Source organism: Mycoplana sp. MJR14, from assembly GCF_029210525.1.
Taxonomy (GTDB): domain Bacteria; phylum Pseudomonadota; class Alphaproteobacteria; order Rhizobiales; family Rhizobiaceae; genus Mycoplana.
The window spans coordinates 47,039-65,777 of sequence record NZ_JARGEO010000012.1 but is presented as its reverse complement, the minus strand read 5'-3'; the positions used below and the strand labels follow the sequence as shown (position 1 = coordinate 65,777).

The following is an 18,739-nucleotide window of genomic DNA, read 5'->3' as shown; positions in this document are numbered from 1 at the left end:
CGGGATTGGGATGTCCGGCAGCCTGCACGATGGACCACTAGGGAGGCATTCACATGAGATCCATGAAGACGCTCGTTTCGAGCATCGCTATCGCTTGCGCTTTTTACGGCGTTGCAGCATCGGTTGCCGCTGCCGCAGAGTGCTCCGGCACGATCAGGGTGCTTGCGCAGCCGCGTGACGGCTTGACTCTTCTCGAGAAGTACAAGGACGAGTTCACCAAGCTCAGCGGGGGCGCCGACTTCCAGATCGACTACCTCAACGAGAACGACCGCCGCGCAAAAACCAAGGCCGACGCGTCGACCATCGGCAAGTACAATGTGTACTATATTGACGAAGCCAACGTCGCGCTCTTCGCCTCGTCGGGATGGGTGGCTCCGCTGCTGGACTACTACCCGAAGGACTACGACTACGCGGATTTCGACCCCGGCCGCCAGAAGGTCGCGACGTTCGACGGCAAGGTCTGGTTCGCGCCGCTGACGGGCGGCGGCGACCTGATGGTCTACCGCAAGGACCTGCTCGAAGCCGCCGGCATCCAGCCGCCGAAGACGCTGGACGAATACATCGCCGCGGTGAAGGCGCTCAACCAGCCCGACAAGGGCATCTACGGCACCGCACTGCGCGGCCAGCGCGGCTCCGGGGCCAACGTCTGGCGCTGGATGCCCTTCTTCAAGGGCGAGGGCGGGAACTGGTTCGACGGGCAGACGCCGGCCTTCGACAGCGACGCCGCGGTGAAGGCGACACAGACCTATCTCGAACTCTTCAAGTACTCCGCACCCGGCAGCCAGACCGGCGGCTGGGACGAGGCGGTCGGCGCCTTCACCTCCGGCCAGGTCGCGATGCTGATCGAATCCACGCCGCTCGTCGGCATGGCGCTCGACAAGAAGTCCTCGCAGGTCGCCGACAAGATCGGCTATCTGCCGCCTCCGACGCCGCTGACCGGCGGCGGCTATGGCCACGGCCTCGCCATCGGCACCAAGGCCAACGCGGACGAGGCGTCGAAGCAGTGCGCCGGCCTCTTCATCGGCTGGGCGACGTCCAAGGAGAACGAGGCCCGCCGGCTGGAGGAAGGTCAGTTCAGCGAGCTCAACCGCACGAGCATCATGACCAGCAAGACGTTTGCCGACACCTACGGCCCGGCACTGGGCCAGGCGCTTGCCGACACCGGCAAGGTGACGGCCGTGAACTTCTGGCAGAACCCGCAGTGGCCCGACCTCGGCGACCGCTGGGGCATCATCCTGGAAGAGCTGATCACCGGCACCCGCACCGACATCCAGGGCGGTCTCGACGAGCTCAACGACTTCGCCAAGGATCTGGTCGCGCGCGGCCAGTAGTCTCCCAAGACTGACCATGTCCCCCCCCGGTGGGCTGCGCGCCCGCCGGGGGTCCTCATCCATCGACGCTGGTTCGTCGGAGGGAAACAGATGAAAACAAAAACACTGCTGCCGGCGGCGTTTCTCAGCCCCGCCCTGATCATCCTCGCCGTCCTGGCGCTGGTGCCGACGGTCTATGCGATCGTCATCTCGTTCGAGGATCGCGAGCTCAGCCGGCCGGACGGCCGCTTCGTCGGCCTTGACAACTACGTGTCGCTGTTCTCGGACCGCCGGTTCCTCAACGCCATCCAGGTCTCGCTGACCTGGGAGGTTCTCACCGTCGCGGCGACGCTCGTCATCGCGATCGGGCTTGGCATTCTGATGTTCGAGTGCGCGTCGCCGAAGGCGCGCAACGTGCTCTCGCTGCTGTTCCTGATGCCGGTGATCCTGCCGCGCGTCTCGGCCGCGTTCGTCTGGAAGTTCGCGTTCCACCCGCTCTATGGGATCATCACCTATCCGTACAAGGCGATCACCGGACAGCCGCTCGACCTTCTGTCGAACCCCGTCACCGCGCTCGGGACGGTGGCCCTCGTCGACGTCTGGCAATGGGGCCTGTTCTTTTCGGTGATCGTGCTGAAACTGCTCGAGACGCTGCCGCCGCAGCCGTTCGAGGCGGCCCGGCTCGACCATGCCCGGCCGTGGGAGGTCTATGCCTATGTCGCTCTGCCGATGCTCAAGGCCCCGCTGATCTCCCTTGCCTTCGTCAAGATGATCGAATCGCTGCGCGCATTCGACCTGATCTACGTCATGACGCGGGGAGGGCCCGGCATCTCGACGGAGACGCTCGACATGTACGCGTTCTCACAAGGGTTCATCGAGTCCGGACGCATTTCCTATGCGTCGAGCATGGCGGTTCTCATGATGATCGCAACCTCGGTCGCGTTCACCTTTATCTGGAAGAGGGCGAAGGTATGAGCCGACCCACCACCGGCCGGCTCGTCGGCAGGATCATTCTCGCGCTGGCGGCCTTTTCGGCGGTCTTTCCCGTGTTCTGGACGACGCTGAACGCCTTCAAGAACCGCGTCGACATCGTCACGCCGACCCCGCTCTTCATCTTCACCCCGACGCTCGACAACTTCGCCTATGTCCTGGGGCGCGACAGCGTCTTTGCGGGCCTCGTCAATTCGCTGCTGATTTCGGGTGCAGCCGTCTTGATCGGCGCCGTCCTCGGTCTCCCGGCCGCCTATGCGATCGCGCGCTACCCGAACCGCTGGTCGAAGGACATCCAGTTCTTCGTGCTGTCGCTGCGCTTCCTGCCGCCGGTGGCCGTGGCCATTCCGCTGATGGTGATCTGGCTCGACCTCGGTCTCTACGACACGCGCACCTCGATGATCGTGACCTACACCCTCCTGACGCTCGCGACCGTGATCTGGCTGAGCGTGCCGGCTTTCGCCCGGGTTCCGAAGGAGGTCGAGGAGGCGGCCCGGGTGGACGGGTACGGACCGTTCTCGGTGTTCTTCCTGATCGCCTTGCCGATCGCCTCGCGGTCGCTGATCGGGGCGGTGGCGTTCGCGTTCGTCCTCGTGTGGAACGAGTTCCTGATCGCTCTGATGCTGACGACGTCCGACGCCAAGACGCTTCCGATCGTCGCCTCGGAACTGACCCAGCTCGGGCGCGACGTGCCCTGGGGCATTCTCAACGCCTCGGTCGTTCTTCTCTCCATTCCCCCGCTGCTCTTTCTCGGAGTCCTGAGCGGGATGCTCAATAGCGCCTTCAAGCGCAAGTCATCGTAAAAAGGATTGCTGAAATGGAAGCTCTCGTTCTTGAGCAAAAGGGCGTTCTCTCCCTCAGGGAGATCGATCTGCCGCTCGAACTCGGCCCCGACGACGTGAAGATCAGGATCAACACGGTCGGCGTCTGCGGCAGCGACGTCCACTACTACACGCACGGCGCCATCGGTCCGTTCGTTCTGCGCGAGCCGATGGTCCTCGGCCACGAGGCCGCCGGGACGGTGGTGGAGGTCGGCGCGAACGTTCAGACGCTCGCCGTCGGCGACCGCGTCTGCATGGAGCCCGGCATCCCGAACCTCTCGTCTCGCGCGTCCAAGCTCGGCATCTACAACGTCGACCCGAGCGTCCGCTTCTGGGCGACGCCGCCGATCCACGGCGTGCTGACGCCGTTCGTCGTCCATCCGGCGGCCTTCACCTACAAGCTGCCCGACAATGTCAGCTTCGCCGAGGGCGCCATGGTGGAGCCATTCGCGATCGGCATGCAGGCGGCGGCACGGGCGCGGATTTCGCCCGGCGACGTGGCCGTGGTGATCGGCTGCGGCCCGATCGGCATCATGGTCGCACTCGCGGCGCTCGCCGGCGGCTGCAGCCGCGTCTACGTCTCCGACTTCAGCGCCGACAAGCTCGCGATCGCCGGCCGCTACCAGGGGATCATCCCCGTGAACATCGGCGAGCGTGCGCTCAAGGACGTGGTGCTTGCCGAAACGGACGGCTGGGGCGCCGACGTCGTCTTCGAGGCCAGCGGCAGCCCGAAAGCCTATAACGGCCTGTTCGATCTTGTGCGCCCGGGTGGTGCCCTCGTGATGGTGGGCCTGCCGGTGGATCCCGTCACCTTCGACGTGTCCGGAGCCATCGCGAAGGAGGTCCGCATCGAGACGGTCTTCCGCTACGCCAACATCTTCGATCGCGCGCTGCAACTGATCGCATCCGGGAAGGTCGACCTAAAACCGCTCATCACCGACACCTTCAATTTCAACGACAGCATCAAGGCGTTCGAGCGGGCCGCGTCGGCCCGGCCGACCGACGTCAAGCTGCAGATCCTCATGGAAGGCGAAGGCAACTGACATGTCGAACATCGTCTGCTCCCACGTCGACAAGAGCTATGGGTCGATCAGCGTCATCAGCGATTTCAATCTCGATGTCGCAGACCGCGAGTTCATCGTGTTCCTGGGCCCGTCCGGCTGCGGGAAGTCGACGCTCCTGCGCATGATCGCCGGGCTCGAGGAGATTTCGGGCGGCACCGTTTCCATCGGAGGAACCTCCGTCAACGATCTCGAGCCTCGTGACCGCGGCGTCGCGATGGTCTTCCAGAACTACGCGCTCTATCCGCACATGACCATCTACGACAACATCGCCTTCGGGCTGAAGCGCATGAAGGTGCCGAAGGATCAGATCGACGCCCGGATCAAGGCGGTTTCGGCGACGCTCGGGCTGGGGCCCTATCTTGCGCGCAAGCCCACCGAACTGTCGGGCGGGCAGCAGCAGCGCGTCGCCATTGCGCGCGCGATGATCAAGACGCCCAAGGTGTTTCTCTTCGACGAGCCCCTGTCGAACCTCGATGCCAAGTTGCGCCACCACATGCGCGTCGAAATCGCCCGGCTTCACCAGAAGCTCCAGACGACGACCATCTATGTGACGCACGACCAACTGGAGGCGATGACGCTGGCCGACAGGATCGTCCTGATGAAAGGCGGGGCGATCGAGCAGGTGGGCTCGCCGGCCGAGATCTACGAAAAGCCGAGAACGCTTTTCGTGGCCGGCTTCATCGGCACGCCGAACATGAATTTCATCGACGCGACCGTCAATCGCGCCGAGGACGGCTGGCTCCTCCGGACTGACGGCGCCGATCTGCGCATCCGCGGCCACGGCTTCGCCCTGACTCACGGCAAAGAGGTCGTACTCGGAATCCGCCCGCCGGATCTCGTGCCGGCTGACGGCGGCGAAGGCAATGTCCTGACAGGCGTCGCGGACCTCATCGAATTCCATGGCAACGACGCACTCGTCACCTTCAAATTCGGCGGGAAGGAGATCGGAGCGCTGGTGAAAGCGTCAGGCTGCCCCGCCGCCGGCGACCGCGTGGCCTTCCACTTCGAAGAGACCAGGCTGCATATCTTCGACAAGGACGACGGTCTGACCTTGCGGTGTTGAGTGACAGGCGGAAATCTGCCGGGTCGGGCCGGGGCGGGCCGTTGCGGCTGCGAATCATCTCAGGGGTCTTCGTGCCCGTCTGCGGTCAGCGAGCCCTCGATCTCGCACACCACGCCCTGCGGGAAGTAGGTGATCCTGGCTTCGCCGCCCAGTTCCGATGCCAGCAGCCGTTCGACGAGGCGGGAGCCGAAGCCGGTGCGGGTGGGCGGGTTGACCATCGGGCCATGCATCTCCTGCCAGCGTAGCCTGATCCCCTGTGGCGGTCCGTCCGTGGCGGTCCAATTGATCGAGACGATTCCTTCCGGCACCGACAGCGCCCCGTACTTGGCCGCGTTCGTCGCAAGTTCGTGCAGGGCGAGCGAGAAGGAGACGGCGGCGGTGGGCGGCAGGGTGAGGGGAGCGCCCGCGATGACGAACCGCTCCGGCGGGTAGGGCGACAGCGCCTGTTCGACGACGGAGCGGAGGTTCGCCCGCTGCCAGTCCCCCTGCAGGAGCAGATCGTGTGCCCGCGCCATCGACGTCAGGCGGGCCTCGAAGGCTTCGGCCTTCTCGCGGGTGGCCTCGTCGCGACCGAGCGTCTGCCGCGCGATGGCGATCACGGTCGCGAGCACGTTCTTGACCCGATGGCTCAGTTCGCCGACGAGGACGGCCTGCAGCCGCTCGGCCTGCTTGCGGGCGGTGATGTCATGGGCAATCTTGGAGGCGCCGATCGGTTTGCCGGAGGAACCCAGGATCGGCGATACGCTGAGCAGGACGTCGACGAGGTTGCCGTCCTTCCGGCGCCGCTTCGTCTCGTAGGGCTCGACCTTCAGACCGGCGCTCACCTGTCGCAGGATGGCGGGTTCTTCGTCCTTGCGGTCGTCGGGCACCAGCATCAGCACGGAGCGGCCGATCGCCTCGGCGCCGGTATAACCGTAGAGCCGTTCGGCCGCGGCGTTCCAGCTCGTGATCGTCATGTCGAGATCGATGCCCAGGATGGCGTCGTTCGAGGAGGCGATGATGGCCGCCAGGCTGTTTGCGATCTCCTGGGCGCGCTTGCGGTCGGTGATGTCCACGACAACGGCGACGGCCTGGCGAATGTTGCCGTTCTCGTCGCGCAGGGCCGACACCGAGTTGGCGACCCAGACCAGCCCCCCATCCTTGCGGACATAGCGGCTCTCGATGTCGAAACCCTGGCCGGTCTCCGCCAGTTGCGCGAAGAGGCGCGCGTTCTCCGGCAGATCGTCGGCGAAGGTGAGGTCCTGCATCCGCAGGCCGGCCAGTTCGTCTTCCGGATAGCCGACGATTTCACAGTATCGCCTGTTCACCGACAGCAGGCGGCCGGCCAGGTCGCTGACGGCGATCCCCGCGGACGACTGGGTGACGATGGCGCGAAGGCGCTCCTCGCTCGCCTGCAATGCACGCTCGAACCTGACCCGGTCGGTCGTCTCGCTGACGATGCAGAGGACACCGCGGATGGTGGCCGCCTCGTCCCGGATCGGCGAGTAGGAAATGTCGAAATAGACGGTCTCGGGATAGCCGTGCCGCTCCAGCTTGAACGGGCGGTCCCTGGCGACGACCGTTTCGCCGTGATCGAGGACGCGGCGCAGCAGCGGTTCCAGATCGTCCCACAATTCGCGCCAGTTTTCCCGCGCGGGCCGGCCGAACGCGGCGGGATGCTTGTTGCCGATGGTCGGTGCATAGGCATCGTTGTAGAGCGCGATGAAATCCTCGCCCCAGAACAGGACGATCTGCGCCTGGGCCGGCAGCATGATATCGAGCGTCGACTTCAGACAGGACGGCCAGCCGGACATGGGGCCGAGCGGCGTGTCTGCCCAGTCCGTCGTCTCCATCACCCTGGCAACCCGGACCGGCTCTGGCAAGGCGCTTTGTTCGTTCAGTTCCCCCTCCTCATATCGGCCCTGCAATTCAATGGCTTGAACGCCATGGCGTCAACCGGAAAGATGGCAGTCGAGCTTGCCGGCCGGACTTTCCGCAAGGGGTGTTGTTCATGGGCCGGATGGCCGGGCAGGGGCGGGGGACAGGGCGTTTTCGGGCCGCGCCGGTCCGGCCGGGCGCCAGCAAACCGCCCTGCCTCCCGAACTGCGATGTCGCCCGGCTGCGCGGGGAAGCCCTACGGCTGCTCGCGGGTTCCCGGGGCCGCTTCGCGCTGGTCGGCGTCTTCGAGGTCCGTCTTGACGATGTAGGTGTCGGTGTGCTGCCGGGCGGCCTCGCGCAGGGCCTCGAGGTTCGGCACGTCGTCGCCGCCGATCTCGCCCTCGCCCTGGTCGATTTCGCGCTGGGCCTGCATCCAGTGCTCGAGTTCGCGGCCCAGCGGGCGGCCTTCGCGGTCCCAGATCTCGTAGGCGCGTTCGCGGATTTTCTGTTCACGGTCGTCCATGATGTTCCCTCCAGATCCGAACATGGAACGAGAATGCCGGTCGGGATGTTCCCCGGAGCCGGGATGATCGGAGAGCCGGCGGCGCGTCGGCCGCGGCAGGCGCCTATCGTACCATGAAGCCGATGACCAGTGCGTTGGCGATGTCGATGAAGAAGGCGGAGACGAGCGGCAGGATGATGAAGGCGGTCGGGGCGGGGCCATGGGCCTTGGTGACCGCCGTCATGTTGGCGATCGCCGTCGGCGTCGCGCCGAGGCTGATGCCGCTGAAGCCTGCCGCGATGACCGCGGCCCGGTAGTCGCGGCCCATGGCCGGGAACACGATGAAGATCATGTAGAGGACGGCGACGACCGTCTGGATCGCCAGGACGATGATCAGCGCCGGACCGAGGCCGCCGAGCGTCCACAGCTGCATGCTCATCAGCGACATGGCGAGGAAGATGTTGAGCGACAGGTCGGAGATGAGCGCGAGCGAACGCGACCGGGCCGGCCAGAACATGCGCGGAAAGGCGCGGGGGACGGTGTTGGTCATGACGATCGCGACCAGCAGGCAGATGACGAAGAGCGGCAGCTTGATGCCCGTCTCGGCGACGATCTCGTCCAGGGCGACGCCGATCAGGATCGCCACGTTGAGGACCAGCACGGTCCGCAGCAGGTTCACATGGTTGATGCCGGTCGCCTTCTCCGTCGCCGGAGTGTCCGGAAGGCCGATGCTGGGGGGCTCGGCCGGTTGACCGTGGAGATGGTAGCGGCCGATGAGGATGCGCGCGACCGGACCGCCGACGAGGCTGGCGATCACGAGGCCGAGCGTCGCCGAGGCGATGCCGATCTCAAGGGCGTTGCCGAGGCCGAAACGGGCGGCGATGAGCGGGGCCCAGGCGATCGTGGTGCCGTGACCGCCGATCAGCGACACCGAGCCGAGGAGGGGGGCGATCCCGTCCGGCAGGTCCATCGCGGCGGTGCTGCCGACCGCGATCATGTTCTGCAGGAGGAGATAGGCCAGCGTCAGCATGAGCAGGACGACCAGCGGCCTGCCGCCGGCCCTGAGGTCGTCCAGGCGGGCATTGAGGCCGATGCCGGTGAAGAAATAGAGCAGCAGCATGTCGCGGGCGGCGAGGTCGAACGTGACCTCGATGCCGAAGAGGCGATAGGCCGAGAGCGTGACCAGGGCGGCGATCAGCCCGCCGGTCACCGCTTCGGGGATGTTCCAGCGCTTGAGCGGGCCGACGACGCCGTTGAGGCCCGATCCCACGAAGAAGACGACGATGGCGATGGTGAAGGTCACGAAGCCCGGGATCTGGATCGTCGTCATCCGTCGGTCGTCTCCGCTTGCGGGCTTCGCGCTGCAGTGGCGCGCCGCCCCCAGAATTACACCGAGACGGGCGCCCCGTCGAGGCGAGGGCGCCGGTGCCGGCGCCTTCACGATGTCGTTACTTTTGCGCAGCCGCGGCACGAATTGCTGTATCATGCGTTTGCCTTCTCGAAAGGCAAGGTGGTGCACATGAAGACGCTCTTGATCATAGGGCTTTCGCTGGCAACTGCCGTTTCGGGCGTTTTGCCGGCGCAGGCGTTTCCCTCATTCAGCGGACCGCGGATCGAAACCTCCGACGTGATCCAGGTCAGGGAAAGAAAGTGGCGCAGGCCGGGAGGCCGGCACTGGCGCAGCGCGGACGGCTGGCGCAACGGGGGGCACCGCTATGGTCGCCGCTACGCCCGCTACAACGGGCGACATTACCGCCCCTACTACGGCGGATACTATCGTCCTTACTACGGCCGGTACTATCGCGACTATGACGACGATTTCGGATGGGCGCTGGGCGGGTTCGCCGCAGGAGCGATCATCGGCGGTCTCGCCGCGCAGCCGCGCTACTACGGCGGTTACTATGGCGGCAGCTACTATGGCGGCGGCGGCCATGTCAGCTGGTGCTATGCGCGCTATCGCTCCTACAGGGCCTACGACAACACCTACCAGCCGTATTACGGGCCCCGACGGGTGTGCGTCTCGCCGTACTGACGGCTGAAGCCGCTGCGCGGACCGATCAGGGCTGGCGGACGTATTTCCGCCAGCTGTGCTCCGGTGCGAAGCCCAGCATGTCCCGCGCCTTGCGGTTGGACAGGAGGGTTTCGTAGGTGCCCAGTTCGCGCTTCACCGGCACGCCCGGATAGAAGCGGTCGATGAGTTCCTTCGTCGGCAGGTCGGAGGAGGTGTCGTCATTGGCGGCATTGAAGACCTGGAAGCCGAGGCCGTCCGTCTCGATCGCCCGGGCGGTGATCTGCCCGAGGTCGCGCGCGTCGACATAGCTCCAGGCGATGCGCTTGCGAAACCCCGGATCGGCGAACCATTTCGGAAACAGCTCGTATTCGTGCGGCTCGATGACGTTGCCGATCCGCAGCGCGTAGATGTCGAAGCCGCTTCGCAGTGCAAAGGCACGGGCGGTCTTCTCGTTGACGACCTTAGAGAGCGCGTAGCTGTCCATCGGGTCGACGTCGTAGTCCTCGTCGAGCGGAAAATAAGCGGGCGCGCGCGGCTCGTTGGCGAAGACGAGGCCGTAGGTGGTCTCGCTCGAGGCGATCACGATCTTGCGGATACCAAGCTTCACGGCCGCCTCGATGACGTTGTAGGTGCCGAGCGCGTTGATGCGGAAGAGTTCGTTGTCCGGGGTGATCATGATGCGCGGGACCGCGGCGAAATGAACGACGGCGTCGACGGGCTGCGGTCGCAGCGACGGGTCGAACTCGTGCAGGCCCATGTAGCTCGAAAGCGCGTTGAACACCTGGCCGCTGTCGGTGATGTCGGTGATCAGCGTGCGGACCTTCGGATTGTCGAGCGGCCTGGTGTCGAGATTGAGGACCTGGTAGCCCTGGTCTAGCAGATACTGGACGACGTGGCGACCGGCCTTGCCGCTGCCGCCGGTGAACATGATCCGCTTTGTCATCTGACCCTCCCGCATTCAAATGGCAGACGTCTGCAGCCGGACGCCTCTTCGTCCGGCGCTTACGACGCCAGCGCGGCCAGAGGAGAACAAAAACGCGCCGAGGGCAAGCCCGAAGATCGGGGCGCCGCGATGGCGACGCCCCGAGGCCCTGCTATTTCTGGATGCAGGTGTCGGCGGTGTCCTTGGTGCATTCGTCGAGGCCGGTGAAGACCGGATCCTCGACCGCTTTGCCCGAGATCAGGTCGATCATCACGGCCGGCGCCTTGTAGCCCATCTCGAACGGCCGCTGGCCGACGAGCGCGGTGACGAGGCCTTCCTTGGCGATCGCCACTTCCTCGCCGATCGTGTCGGCCGCGCCGATGACGAACTCGTTGCTGGCGATCTTCTCGGCCATCGGCTTGAACAGGTCGCGATAGGGCTGCGGGGCGCCGAACAGCGGCCAGCCGCCCATGATGCCGAAGGCGTCGAGGTCGGGGTTGGCGGCGAGGATGTCGGTCATCGCCTGCACGCCCTTGGCGCCGTCGTCATTGGTGAAGACCGGGCAGCCGGCGACTTCCGTCCAGCCGCCTTCTCCCTTCAGTTCGGCAAGCCCCTTCTGGCCGGTCAGCGCGTCGCGCATGCCCTGCGCTCTCCGCAGGATGTTGTCGGCGCCGGGGTTGCCCTCGATCGTGCAGATCTTGCCGCCGTTCGGCTTGCCCTTCTTGATGTATTCGCCGATCCGGTAGCCCATCAGGTAGTTGTCGGTGCCGAGATAGGTCTTGCGAAGCGCCGAATCCTCGGCGGCAAGGTCGGCGTCAAGCGTCATGACGGGGACGCTCGGATTGGCGGTCTTGATCGTCTGGGCGATCAGCTTGGCATTCGACGGGGAGATCGCGATCGCGACGGTGCTCGCCTTGCCGAGCATGTCCTGGACGATCTGCGCCTCGCCGGCCTCGTCGGAGGTCGACGCGGGCCCGGTGTAGAAGCACTCGTATTCGGAGCTGGCGTTCTCCTTGTTCCACTTCTGGCAACCCTGGTTGATCGCCTCGAAGAACGGATTGTCGAGCCCCTTCACGACAATCACGAGCTGCTTCTTCTCCTGTGCCCCGGCTTGACTGGCTGCGAGGGCCAGCGCCGCGACTGCAAGCAACAATGCTTTCCTCATCTGTTTTCCTCCCGTTGAACAGAGCGGGCGTGTCGCGCCCGCCAGGCGATCAACCCGGGTACCAGACGATGCGAGGGTCGTTCATCGAGCGCTCGTACTGCCAGGCCGAGTCAATGAGCATTTCGAGATCGTAGCGCGGGCGCCAGTCCAGCAGGGACTTCGCCTTGCTGTTGTCCATCCAGTTGGAGTGGTAGGCGCTCGGAATGTCGACATGGGCAAGGCCGCGCGTGCGGGCGAGGTAGGCGACCACCTCGCCATAGTCGACCGGCCGGTCCATGCAGATGTTGAAGAGTTCGCCGGAGGTCTGCGGATTGTCGATCGCAGCCAGCATGGCCGCGGCCAGATCCTCCACGTGGACGAAGTTGCGCTTCAGCGGGCGGCCGTCGGCATCGCGCAGGAGCGGCACCGTGCCGTCGCGGGCGTAGCGTTCCGCATCGGCCGGCGGCACCAGGGTCTTCCAGTCCGGGCCGCCGAAATTGTCGTCGCCGAAGGAGAGGGAGTATCGGAAATCGTCCTTCGCCATGATCCAGGGCGCGCGCAGGCAGCAGGCGTTGATGCCGTACTGGATGACGAACTGCTGCAGCATCACCTCTTCCAGAACCTTGGAAAGCGCGTAGCAGCCGGGATAGGCCTGGTGCGGCGTCTGCTCGGTGATCGGATCGTCGTGGCGGTAGAAGTAGTGGCCGACGGCGGCGTCGCCGCCGATCAGGATGAACTGCCGTGCGGTGGGGCTGGTGCGGAAGGCCTCGAGCAGCCAGAACAGGCCGCGGACGGTGACATCCATCACGTCCTCTGGCGTTTCCTTGCAGGTGGCGAGGTGCACGACATGGGTGACGCCGTCCATCGCCGCCGCAACCGTCCCGCGATCGGCGATCGAGCCGCGCACGACGGCGAGGCGTCCGGTTTCTTCAAGCAAACGGTTATGGCAGAGCGCGCGGATGCGCGCTTCTGAAAAACGCGGCGCGTCGAGCAGGTCCGCGATGAATTGCTGCCCGACCTTGCCCGTGGGACCGGTCACAAGGATCAGCATGCTCTCCTCCACCTACAGCTAATATCCGCTGGCTTCGGGCGTCAACTCGTATTTGTCATACTATAATAAATTCCGCGGCAGCGGATGCTGCGCGACGTACGTCATTGACGGTTTTGCCAGCGTTTGCGTAAATATGCCGATCGCTTCCGGGGAGGAACACAGGAAGCGAAATCGTCGGCCCGTCCGGAGCGCCATGCCGCCGGGCGGCCTGCGAGCCGTCGTTTCCGGGAGGAAGTCCGCTGGTGGCCGTACTCGAGCTCACCAACATTTCCAAGCATTTCGGGGCCATCCAGGCCGTCAACGACGTGTCGTTCTCGCTTCAGGCGGGCGAGGTGCTCGGGCTCATGGGCGACAACGGCGCCGGCAAGTCGACGCTGGTGAAGATGATCGCCGGAAATTTCCGGCCGAGCAGCGGGGCGATCGCGCTGAACGGGCAGGAGATCATCCTGCACAAGCCGCTGGATGCGCGCCGGCACGGCATCGAGATCGTCCACCAGGACCTTGCGCTCTGCGACAACCTGACGGCGGCGGCGAACGTCTTCCTGGGCCGCGAACTGCGGCGCGGCGTCGGTCCCATCAGCATTCTCGACTACCGCTCGATGTACCAGCATGCGGGCGCGCTGTTCCGCGAGCTGAAATCGGAGACGCGGCCGCGCGACCTCGTGCGGCAGATGTCGGGCGGGCAGCGCCAGGCGGTGGCGATCGCCAGGACGATGCTGTCGAAGGCACAGATCGTGCTGATGGACGAGCCGACCGCGGCGATCTCCGTGCGCCAGGTCGCCGAAGTGCTCAACCACATCCGGCACCTGCGCGACCGGGGCATCGCCGTCATCCTGATCAGCCACCGCATGCCGGACGTCTTCTCGGTCGCAGACCGCGTCGTGGTGATGCGGCGCGGGCGGAAGGTGGCGGACAAGCCGATTTCGAGCAGTTCGCCGGAAGAGGTGACCGGGCTCATCACCGGCGCCATCGAGATGGTATGATGAACCATTGTGCCGCAGGCAGAGGAAACGAGGTCGAGGATGGCCGTCACGCTTGATCAGACCATCGAGCAGAAGCAGAAGACCCTGTGGGCGTCCATCCTCGGGCACCAGACGTTCTGGGTGCTGGTCGCGGTCATTCTCGCCTGCATCTTCCTTTCCTTCGCCACCGATGCCTTCGCGACGTCGCGGAACCTCTACAACATCACCCGCAACGTCACCTTCGTCGCCATCATCGCGCTCGGCATGACGCTGGTGATCATCACCGGCGGGATCGATCTGTCGGTCGGCTCGGTGCTGTGTCTGTGCAGCATGATCCTCGCCGTCGTGATGAATGCGGGCTACAGCATCGAGGTCGGGATTGCGGCATCGATCGCAACGGCGCTCGTCATCGGCGCGTTCAACGGGGTGCTGATCGCCTATATCGGCTTTCCACCCTTTGTGGTGACGCTCGGCATGCTGTCGGTGGCGCGCAGCCTTGCGATGGTGGCCTCGAACAACACCGTCGTCTTCCAGTTCGGCCCCGACCACGACAAGCTGCTGGCGCTCGGCGGCGGCGCCTGGCTGTTCGGCATCGCCAATCCGGTGCTCTACATGATCGTGCTGGCGCTTCTGACCGGCTTCGTGCTGCGCTGGACGCGGTTCGGGCGCTACCTGTTCGCCATCGGCGGAAACGAGCACGCCGCGACCCTGACGGGCGTGCCGGTCAAGCGGATCAAGGTGATCGTCTACATGATCTCGGCGCTGTCGGCAGGCGTCGCCGGCATCATCCAGACCGGCTGGCTCGGCGCGGTCACCACCAATATCGGCGCAGGGATGGAACTGCAGGTGATCGCGGCGGCGGTCATCGGCGGGGCGAACCTTGCGGGCGGGGTGGGGACGGCGTTCGGCGCGCTGGTCGGGGCCGCGCTGATCGAGGTGATCCGCAACAGCCTCGGCCTGCTCGGCATCAATGCCTTCTGGCAGGGCACCTTCATCGGCGGCGCCACCATCCTCGCCGTCCTGTTCGACCGGATCCGCAATTTCCGCCAAAGCGAGTAGGCGCGGCGGGTTCGCCGGCCCTGGACTGCCCGATCCGCGTTCTGCAGCCGCCCCGACTGCGGCAGTCGGTCAGCCCTGCGGATCCCTGAGATAGCTGATGACCGCGTCGGCGATCATGCCCTTGTGCCGCGCCATCGTCTGCGGTTCGGAGAGATCGCGCCGGAAGATCGTGCCGAAGGTGTAGCGGTTGGACACGCGGAAGAAGCAGAAGGCGCTGATCAGCATGTGCACGTCGATCGCGTCGGCTTTCCGGCGGAAAACCCCCTTGGCATAGCCCCGCTCCAGGATGCCGGCGATGGTCTCGATGACGGAGACGTTCAGGTCGCGGATCGCCTCGGAGCGCAGCATGTGCGCGGCGTGGTGGATGTTCTCGATGCTGACGAGGCGGACGAAGTCCGGATTGGCCTCGTCGTGCTCGAAGGTGGTGGAGATCAGCGTCCTGAGCGCCTCCTCCGGCTCGAGGTTCGACAGGCGCAGGTCGGCCTCGAGCGTGCGGATCTTGCGGTAGGAGCGCTCGAGCACCGAGAGATACAGGCCCTCCTTGCTGCCGAAATAATAGTAGATCATGCGCTTGGAGGTGCGGGTGCGCTCGGCGATGGCGTCGACCCGTGCTCCCGCCAGGCCGTGGGTGGCGAATTCTTCGGTGGCGACGATCAGGATGTCTTCCTGCGTTCGCTGCGGATCGTTTTTCCTGCCGTTCTCGGATCGCGGAGCCATTTCGCCTTCGTTCCCCCAGTGTCTTGTTCGGGAAGGCTTTTTTCGCCGTTCCCTTCCGCCCGGACGAGACTCTCTTCCCGATCCTTCCCCAATTTCTATTGAGCCTGAGGCGTCGTTTCAAGACTTCTCGCTTGACTTCCGAACTAGTTCGTACATTTTTGACAAAGCGCATGAACGGTTGGAGGAGCGGCCGGCGCGGGTGCATTCTCGGGAGCGTCGCGGACTTCGGTTCGGTGACGGTCACGAAACGCGATACGCCTGGGAGGAATCATGGCCAAGACAATCGAATTCTGTTTTTTCCTGCTGAAGGCGGCGATCGCGCTTCTGCTGTTGACGATGGTCGTCCTCGTCTTCGGCAACGTGGTGCTGCGCTACGCCTTCAACACCGGCATCACCTTCTCCGAAGAGCTTTCGCGCATGTGCTTCGTGTGGCTGACGTTCCTCGGCGCGGTCGTGGCGATGCGCGAGCATGCCCATCTCGGCATGGATGCGCTGCTCGCACGGCTGCCGCAGGCGACAGCCAGGCTCGCGGCGCTGATCGGGCAGGCGCTGGTGCTGTGGGCGACCTGGCTGATGATCAGCGGCAGCTGGACGCAGACGCTGATCAACTGGCACGTCTCCGCGCCCGCCACCGGCATCTCCATGGGGCTCTTCTACGGCGCGGGCCTCGCATTCGGCATCCCGGCCGCGCTGATCGTGCTCTGGGACATGTTCGCGATCGTCACCGGGCGGCTGGACGTGCAGGCCGGCGGCCTGGTCCACGAGAGCGAGGACGAGGTGCATGCCGCCCACGCGGCGCCCGAACTCTCCAACCCCGTGATGAAGCACTGAGGAGGGCGCGATGACTGTAACGATCTTTCTCGGTGCCCTTCTCGGACCCATGGCGCTCGGCGTTCCGATCGCCTTCGCCCTGATCATCAGCGGCGTCGCGCTGATGATGTATCTCGGCCTGTTCGACGCGCAGATCGTCGCGCAGAACGTGCTGAACGGCGCGGACAGCTTCCCGCTGATGGCCGTTCCCTTCTTCATGCTGGCGGGCGAGGTGATGAATGTCGGCGGCCTGTCGCGCCGGATCGTCAACCTGGCGATGGTCATGGTCGGCCATATCCGCGGCGGCCTCGGCTTCGTCGCGATCTTCGCCGCCTGCGTCATGGCGAGCCTGTCGGGTTCGGCCGTGGCGGACGCGGCCGCGCTCGGCGCGCTGCTTCTGCCGATGATGATGAAGTCCGGCCACGACCCGGCGCGCGCCGGTGGCCTGCTGGCCTCCGCCTCGATCATCGCGCCGATCATTCCGCCGTCGATCGGCTTCATCCTCTACGGTGTCGTCGGCGGCGTCTCGATCACCAAGCTCTTCCTCGCCGGCATCTTTCCGGGCCTCCTGATCGCGGCATCGCTCTGCATCACCTGGCTGCTCGTGTCGCGCAAGGAGCAGTTCCAGCTGCCGCCGCGGCAGAGTGCTGCGGTCCGCTGGAAGGCCTTCGTCGAGAGCATCTGGGCGCTGCTCCTGCCGCTGATCATCATCGTCGGGCTGAAATTCGGCGTCTTCACGCCGACCGAAGCCGGTGTCGTGGCCGCCGTCTATTCGCTGTTCGTGTCGATGGTGATCTATCGCGAACTGCCGCCGTCGAAGCTCTTCGAGGTCTTCGTGTCGGCCGCCAAGATCACCGCGGTCGTGATGTTCCTCGTCGCCTGTGCGGCGGTATCTGCCTGGCTGATCACGGTTGCGGACGTTCCCGGCGAGCTTGCCGGCCTGCTCGAGCCGCTGATGGACAACCAGACGCTGCTGCTGTTCGCCATCATGGTGCTGGTGGTCGCCGTCGGCACCGCCATGGACATGACGCCGACCATCCTGATCATGACGCCGGTGCTGATGCCGATCGTCAAGCAGGCGGGCATCGACCCGGTCTATTTCGGCGTTCTCTTCATCATCAACAACGCGATCGGGCTGATCACCCCGCCGGTCGGCACCGTGCTCAACGTCATCTGCGGCGTGTCGAAGCTGAGGATGGAACAGCTGATGAAGGGTGTCATGCCCTTCCTGATCGCCGAACTCATCGTCCTTTTCCTGCTCGTCCTGTTCCCGCAGCTGGTGACTGTGCCGGCTGCGTGGTTCGGCCGCTAGGGAATGGTCGCGTCCGTCGCAAACGGACATTCAACCGGCACCAGCGGGGCGCTGGGCCATACATGGGAGGAAAGCATGTTCAACAGGTTGATGAAAGTCGCGCTCGGGGTTGCCTTGCCGATCGCGATCCTTGCCGGTTCGCCGGCGGCAGCCGAGATCCGCGAACACCAGCTGAAGTTCGCCTCGGCCAACAACAAGGGGCATCCGCAGGTCACCGGCATGGAGAAGTTCGCCGAACTGATCAGCGAGAAGAGCGGCGGCAAGATCGAGGTCAAGCTGTTCCCGGGCGGCGTGCTCGGCGGCGACGTCCAGACCGTGTCGGCGCTGCAGGGCGGCGTGATCGAGATGACGGTGCTGAACGCAGGCATCCTGGCCAGCAACGTCAAGCAGTTCGGCGCGGTCGACCTGCCGTTCCTGTTCGACAGCGGCGAGGAAGCCGACAAGGTGATGGACGGCGCCTTCGGCACGAGCCTGATGGAGCTTCTGCCCGATACCGGCCTCGTCGGCCTCGGTTACTGGGAGCTGGGCTTCCGCAACCTCACCAACAACCGCCATGCCGTGACCAAGCTGGAGGACATCAAGGGCCTGAAGATCCGCACGATCCAGTCGCCGATCCCGATCGAGCTGTTCAACGCGCTCGGCGCCAATGCCGTGCCGCTGCCCTATACCGAGCTCTACACCGCGCTGGAGACCGGGACGGTGGACGGCCAGGAAAACCCGGCCGCCAACATCCTCAATGCCAAGTTCTATGAAGTGCAGAAATTCATGACGGTGACGCGGCATCAGTACAATCCGCAGATCGTGCTCATCAGCAAGAAGTTCTGGGACGGGCTGAACGACGAGGAGAAGGCGGTGTTCCAGGCGGCTGCGGCGGAGGCGCGCGACTACCAGCGCAAGGTCTCGCGCGAGTTCGACGCCAAGGCCATCGCCGATATCAAGGCCACCGGCATGCAGGTCGACGAGCTGTCGCCGGAGGAGACGCAGAAGCTGCGCGACGCGGTGAAGCCGCTGATCGACAAGTTCAGCGCCGAGATCGGTCCCGACACCGTCGCCGCACTGTTCAAGGAACTGCAAACCGTTCGCGGCAACTGAGGCCGCTGCCGGCCCGAAGGCGGACCGCGGGCCGGCTCCTTTTTTTTCGACG

General features: G+C 65.2%; 18 protein-coding genes. 11 read left to right on the top strand and 7 right to left on the bottom strand.

What is annotated here, in order from left to right:
- Positions 1 to 62 precede the first annotated feature (62 nt).
- From P0086_RS21885 to ugpC, 5 genes are all read left to right on the top strand, one after another.
- Entirely contained in the window at positions 63 to 1,331 is a 1,269-nt protein-coding gene (locus P0086_RS21885) for a sugar ABC transporter substrate-binding protein (RefSeq protein WP_112599510.1), read from the top strand.
- A 90-nt stretch (positions 1,332 to 1,421) separates the two neighbouring features.
- Positions 1,422 to 2,285 (top strand): sugar ABC transporter permease, encoded by an 864-nt coding sequence (locus tag P0086_RS21880; protein ID WP_112599511.1) that lies wholly within the window; start codon positions 1,422 to 1,424, stop codon positions 2,283 to 2,285.
- Positions 2,282 to 3,103: a carbohydrate ABC transporter permease gene (locus P0086_RS21875; protein ID WP_112599512.1), complete on the top strand. Its 822-nt coding sequence runs from the start codon at positions 2,282 to 2,284 to the stop codon at positions 3,101 to 3,103. The genes P0086_RS21880 and P0086_RS21875 overlap by 4 nt, the downstream gene beginning before the upstream one ends.
- Positions 3,104 to 3,117: 14 nt before the next feature.
- Complete coding sequence (locus tag P0086_RS21870; protein ID WP_275789877.1) at positions 3,118 to 4,164, top strand: NAD(P)-dependent alcohol dehydrogenase; 1,047 nt, start codon at positions 3,118 to 3,120, stop codon at positions 4,162 to 4,164.
- Position 4,165: 1 nt separating this feature from the next.
- Complete coding sequence (gene ugpC, locus P0086_RS21865) at positions 4,166 to 5,248, top strand: sn-glycerol-3-phosphate ABC transporter ATP-binding protein UgpC (RefSeq protein WP_275789874.1); 1,083 nt, start codon at positions 4,166 to 4,168, stop codon at positions 5,246 to 5,248.
- 59 nt (positions 5,249 to 5,307) lie between these two features.
- Here ugpC and P0086_RS21860 read toward each other — a convergent pair whose 3' ends face one another.
- From P0086_RS21860 to gltS, 3 genes are all read right to left on the bottom strand, one after another.
- Positions 5,308 to 7,080 carry a PAS domain S-box protein gene (locus P0086_RS21860; protein ID WP_275790036.1) on the bottom strand — a complete coding sequence of 591 codons (1,773 nt, stop codon included), beginning with the start codon at positions 7,078 to 7,080 and terminating at the stop codon, positions 5,308 to 5,310.
- A gap of 281 nt (positions 7,081 to 7,361) precedes the next feature.
- Complete coding sequence (locus tag P0086_RS21855; protein ID WP_148151481.1) at positions 7,362 to 7,628, bottom strand: DUF2934 domain-containing protein; 267 nt, start codon at positions 7,626 to 7,628, stop codon at positions 7,362 to 7,364.
- Between the two features lie 103 nt (positions 7,629 to 7,731).
- Positions 7,732 to 8,937 (bottom strand): sodium/glutamate symporter, encoded by a 1,206-nt coding sequence (gltS, locus tag P0086_RS21850; RefSeq protein WP_275789871.1) that lies wholly within the window; start codon positions 8,935 to 8,937, stop codon positions 7,732 to 7,734.
- Between the two features lie 189 nt (positions 8,938 to 9,126).
- Between gltS and P0086_RS21845 the strand changes: the two genes are divergently transcribed.
- On the top strand, positions 9,127 to 9,639 hold the full coding sequence (locus P0086_RS21845; protein WP_275789869.1) for a BA14K family protein: 513 nt from the start codon (positions 9,127 to 9,129) through the stop codon (positions 9,637 to 9,639).
- A 25-nt stretch (positions 9,640 to 9,664) separates the two neighbouring features.
- On the opposite strand, the gene P0086_RS21840 is transcribed toward P0086_RS21845, so the two are convergent.
- From P0086_RS21840 to P0086_RS21830, 3 genes are all read right to left on the bottom strand, one after another.
- Positions 9,665 to 10,561 (bottom strand): NAD(P)-dependent oxidoreductase, encoded by an 897-nt coding sequence (locus P0086_RS21840; RefSeq protein WP_112611957.1) that lies wholly within the window; start codon positions 10,559 to 10,561, stop codon positions 9,665 to 9,667.
- A gap of 151 nt (positions 10,562 to 10,712) precedes the next feature.
- Positions 10,713 to 11,705, bottom strand: a complete 993-nt coding sequence (locus P0086_RS21835; protein ID WP_112599519.1) for a sugar-binding protein — start codon at positions 11,703 to 11,705, stop codon at positions 10,713 to 10,715.
- A 49-nt stretch (positions 11,706 to 11,754) separates the two neighbouring features.
- A complete protein-coding gene (locus P0086_RS21830; protein ID WP_275789866.1) occupies positions 11,755 to 12,735 on the bottom strand; it encodes an NAD(P)-dependent oxidoreductase in 981 nt (326 codons plus the stop codon).
- 239 nt (positions 12,736 to 12,974) lie between these two features.
- Here P0086_RS21830 and P0086_RS21825 point away from each other — a divergent pair, with 239 nt between their 5' ends.
- Positions 12,975 to 13,718, top strand: a complete 744-nt coding sequence (locus P0086_RS21825; protein WP_275790033.1) for an ATP-binding cassette domain-containing protein — start codon at positions 12,975 to 12,977, stop codon at positions 13,716 to 13,718.
- 39 nt (positions 13,719 to 13,757) lie between these two features.
- A complete protein-coding gene (locus P0086_RS21820) occupies positions 13,758 to 14,756 on the top strand; it encodes an ABC transporter permease (protein ID WP_112599522.1) in 999 nt (332 codons plus the stop codon).
- A 69-nt stretch (positions 14,757 to 14,825) separates the two neighbouring features.
- Here P0086_RS21820 and P0086_RS21815 read toward each other — a convergent pair whose 3' ends face one another.
- Positions 14,826 to 15,473, bottom strand: a complete 648-nt coding sequence (locus P0086_RS21815; protein WP_112611961.1) for a TetR/AcrR family transcriptional regulator — start codon at positions 15,471 to 15,473, stop codon at positions 14,826 to 14,828.
- Between the two features lie 270 nt (positions 15,474 to 15,743).
- Between P0086_RS21815 and P0086_RS21810 the strand changes: the two genes are divergently transcribed.
- The 3 genes from P0086_RS21810 to P0086_RS21800 all read left to right on the top strand — a co-directional run bounded on the left by P0086_RS21810 (position 15,744) and on the right by P0086_RS21800 (position 18,687).
- The gene (locus P0086_RS21810) at positions 15,744 to 16,304 is read left to right on the top strand and encodes a TRAP transporter small permease (protein ID WP_112599524.1); all 561 of its coding nucleotides are present in this window, start codon (positions 15,744 to 15,746) and stop codon (positions 16,302 to 16,304) included.
- Between the two features lie 10 nt (positions 16,305 to 16,314).
- On the top strand, positions 16,315 to 17,595 hold the full coding sequence (locus P0086_RS21805; RefSeq protein WP_112599525.1) for a TRAP transporter large permease subunit: 1,281 nt from the start codon (positions 16,315 to 16,317) through the stop codon (positions 17,593 to 17,595).
- A gap of 75 nt (positions 17,596 to 17,670) precedes the next feature.
- Entirely contained in the window at positions 17,671 to 18,687 is a 1,017-nt protein-coding gene (locus tag P0086_RS21800; protein ID WP_112599526.1) for a TRAP transporter substrate-binding protein, read from the top strand.
- Positions 18,688 to 18,739 lie beyond the last annotated feature (52 nt).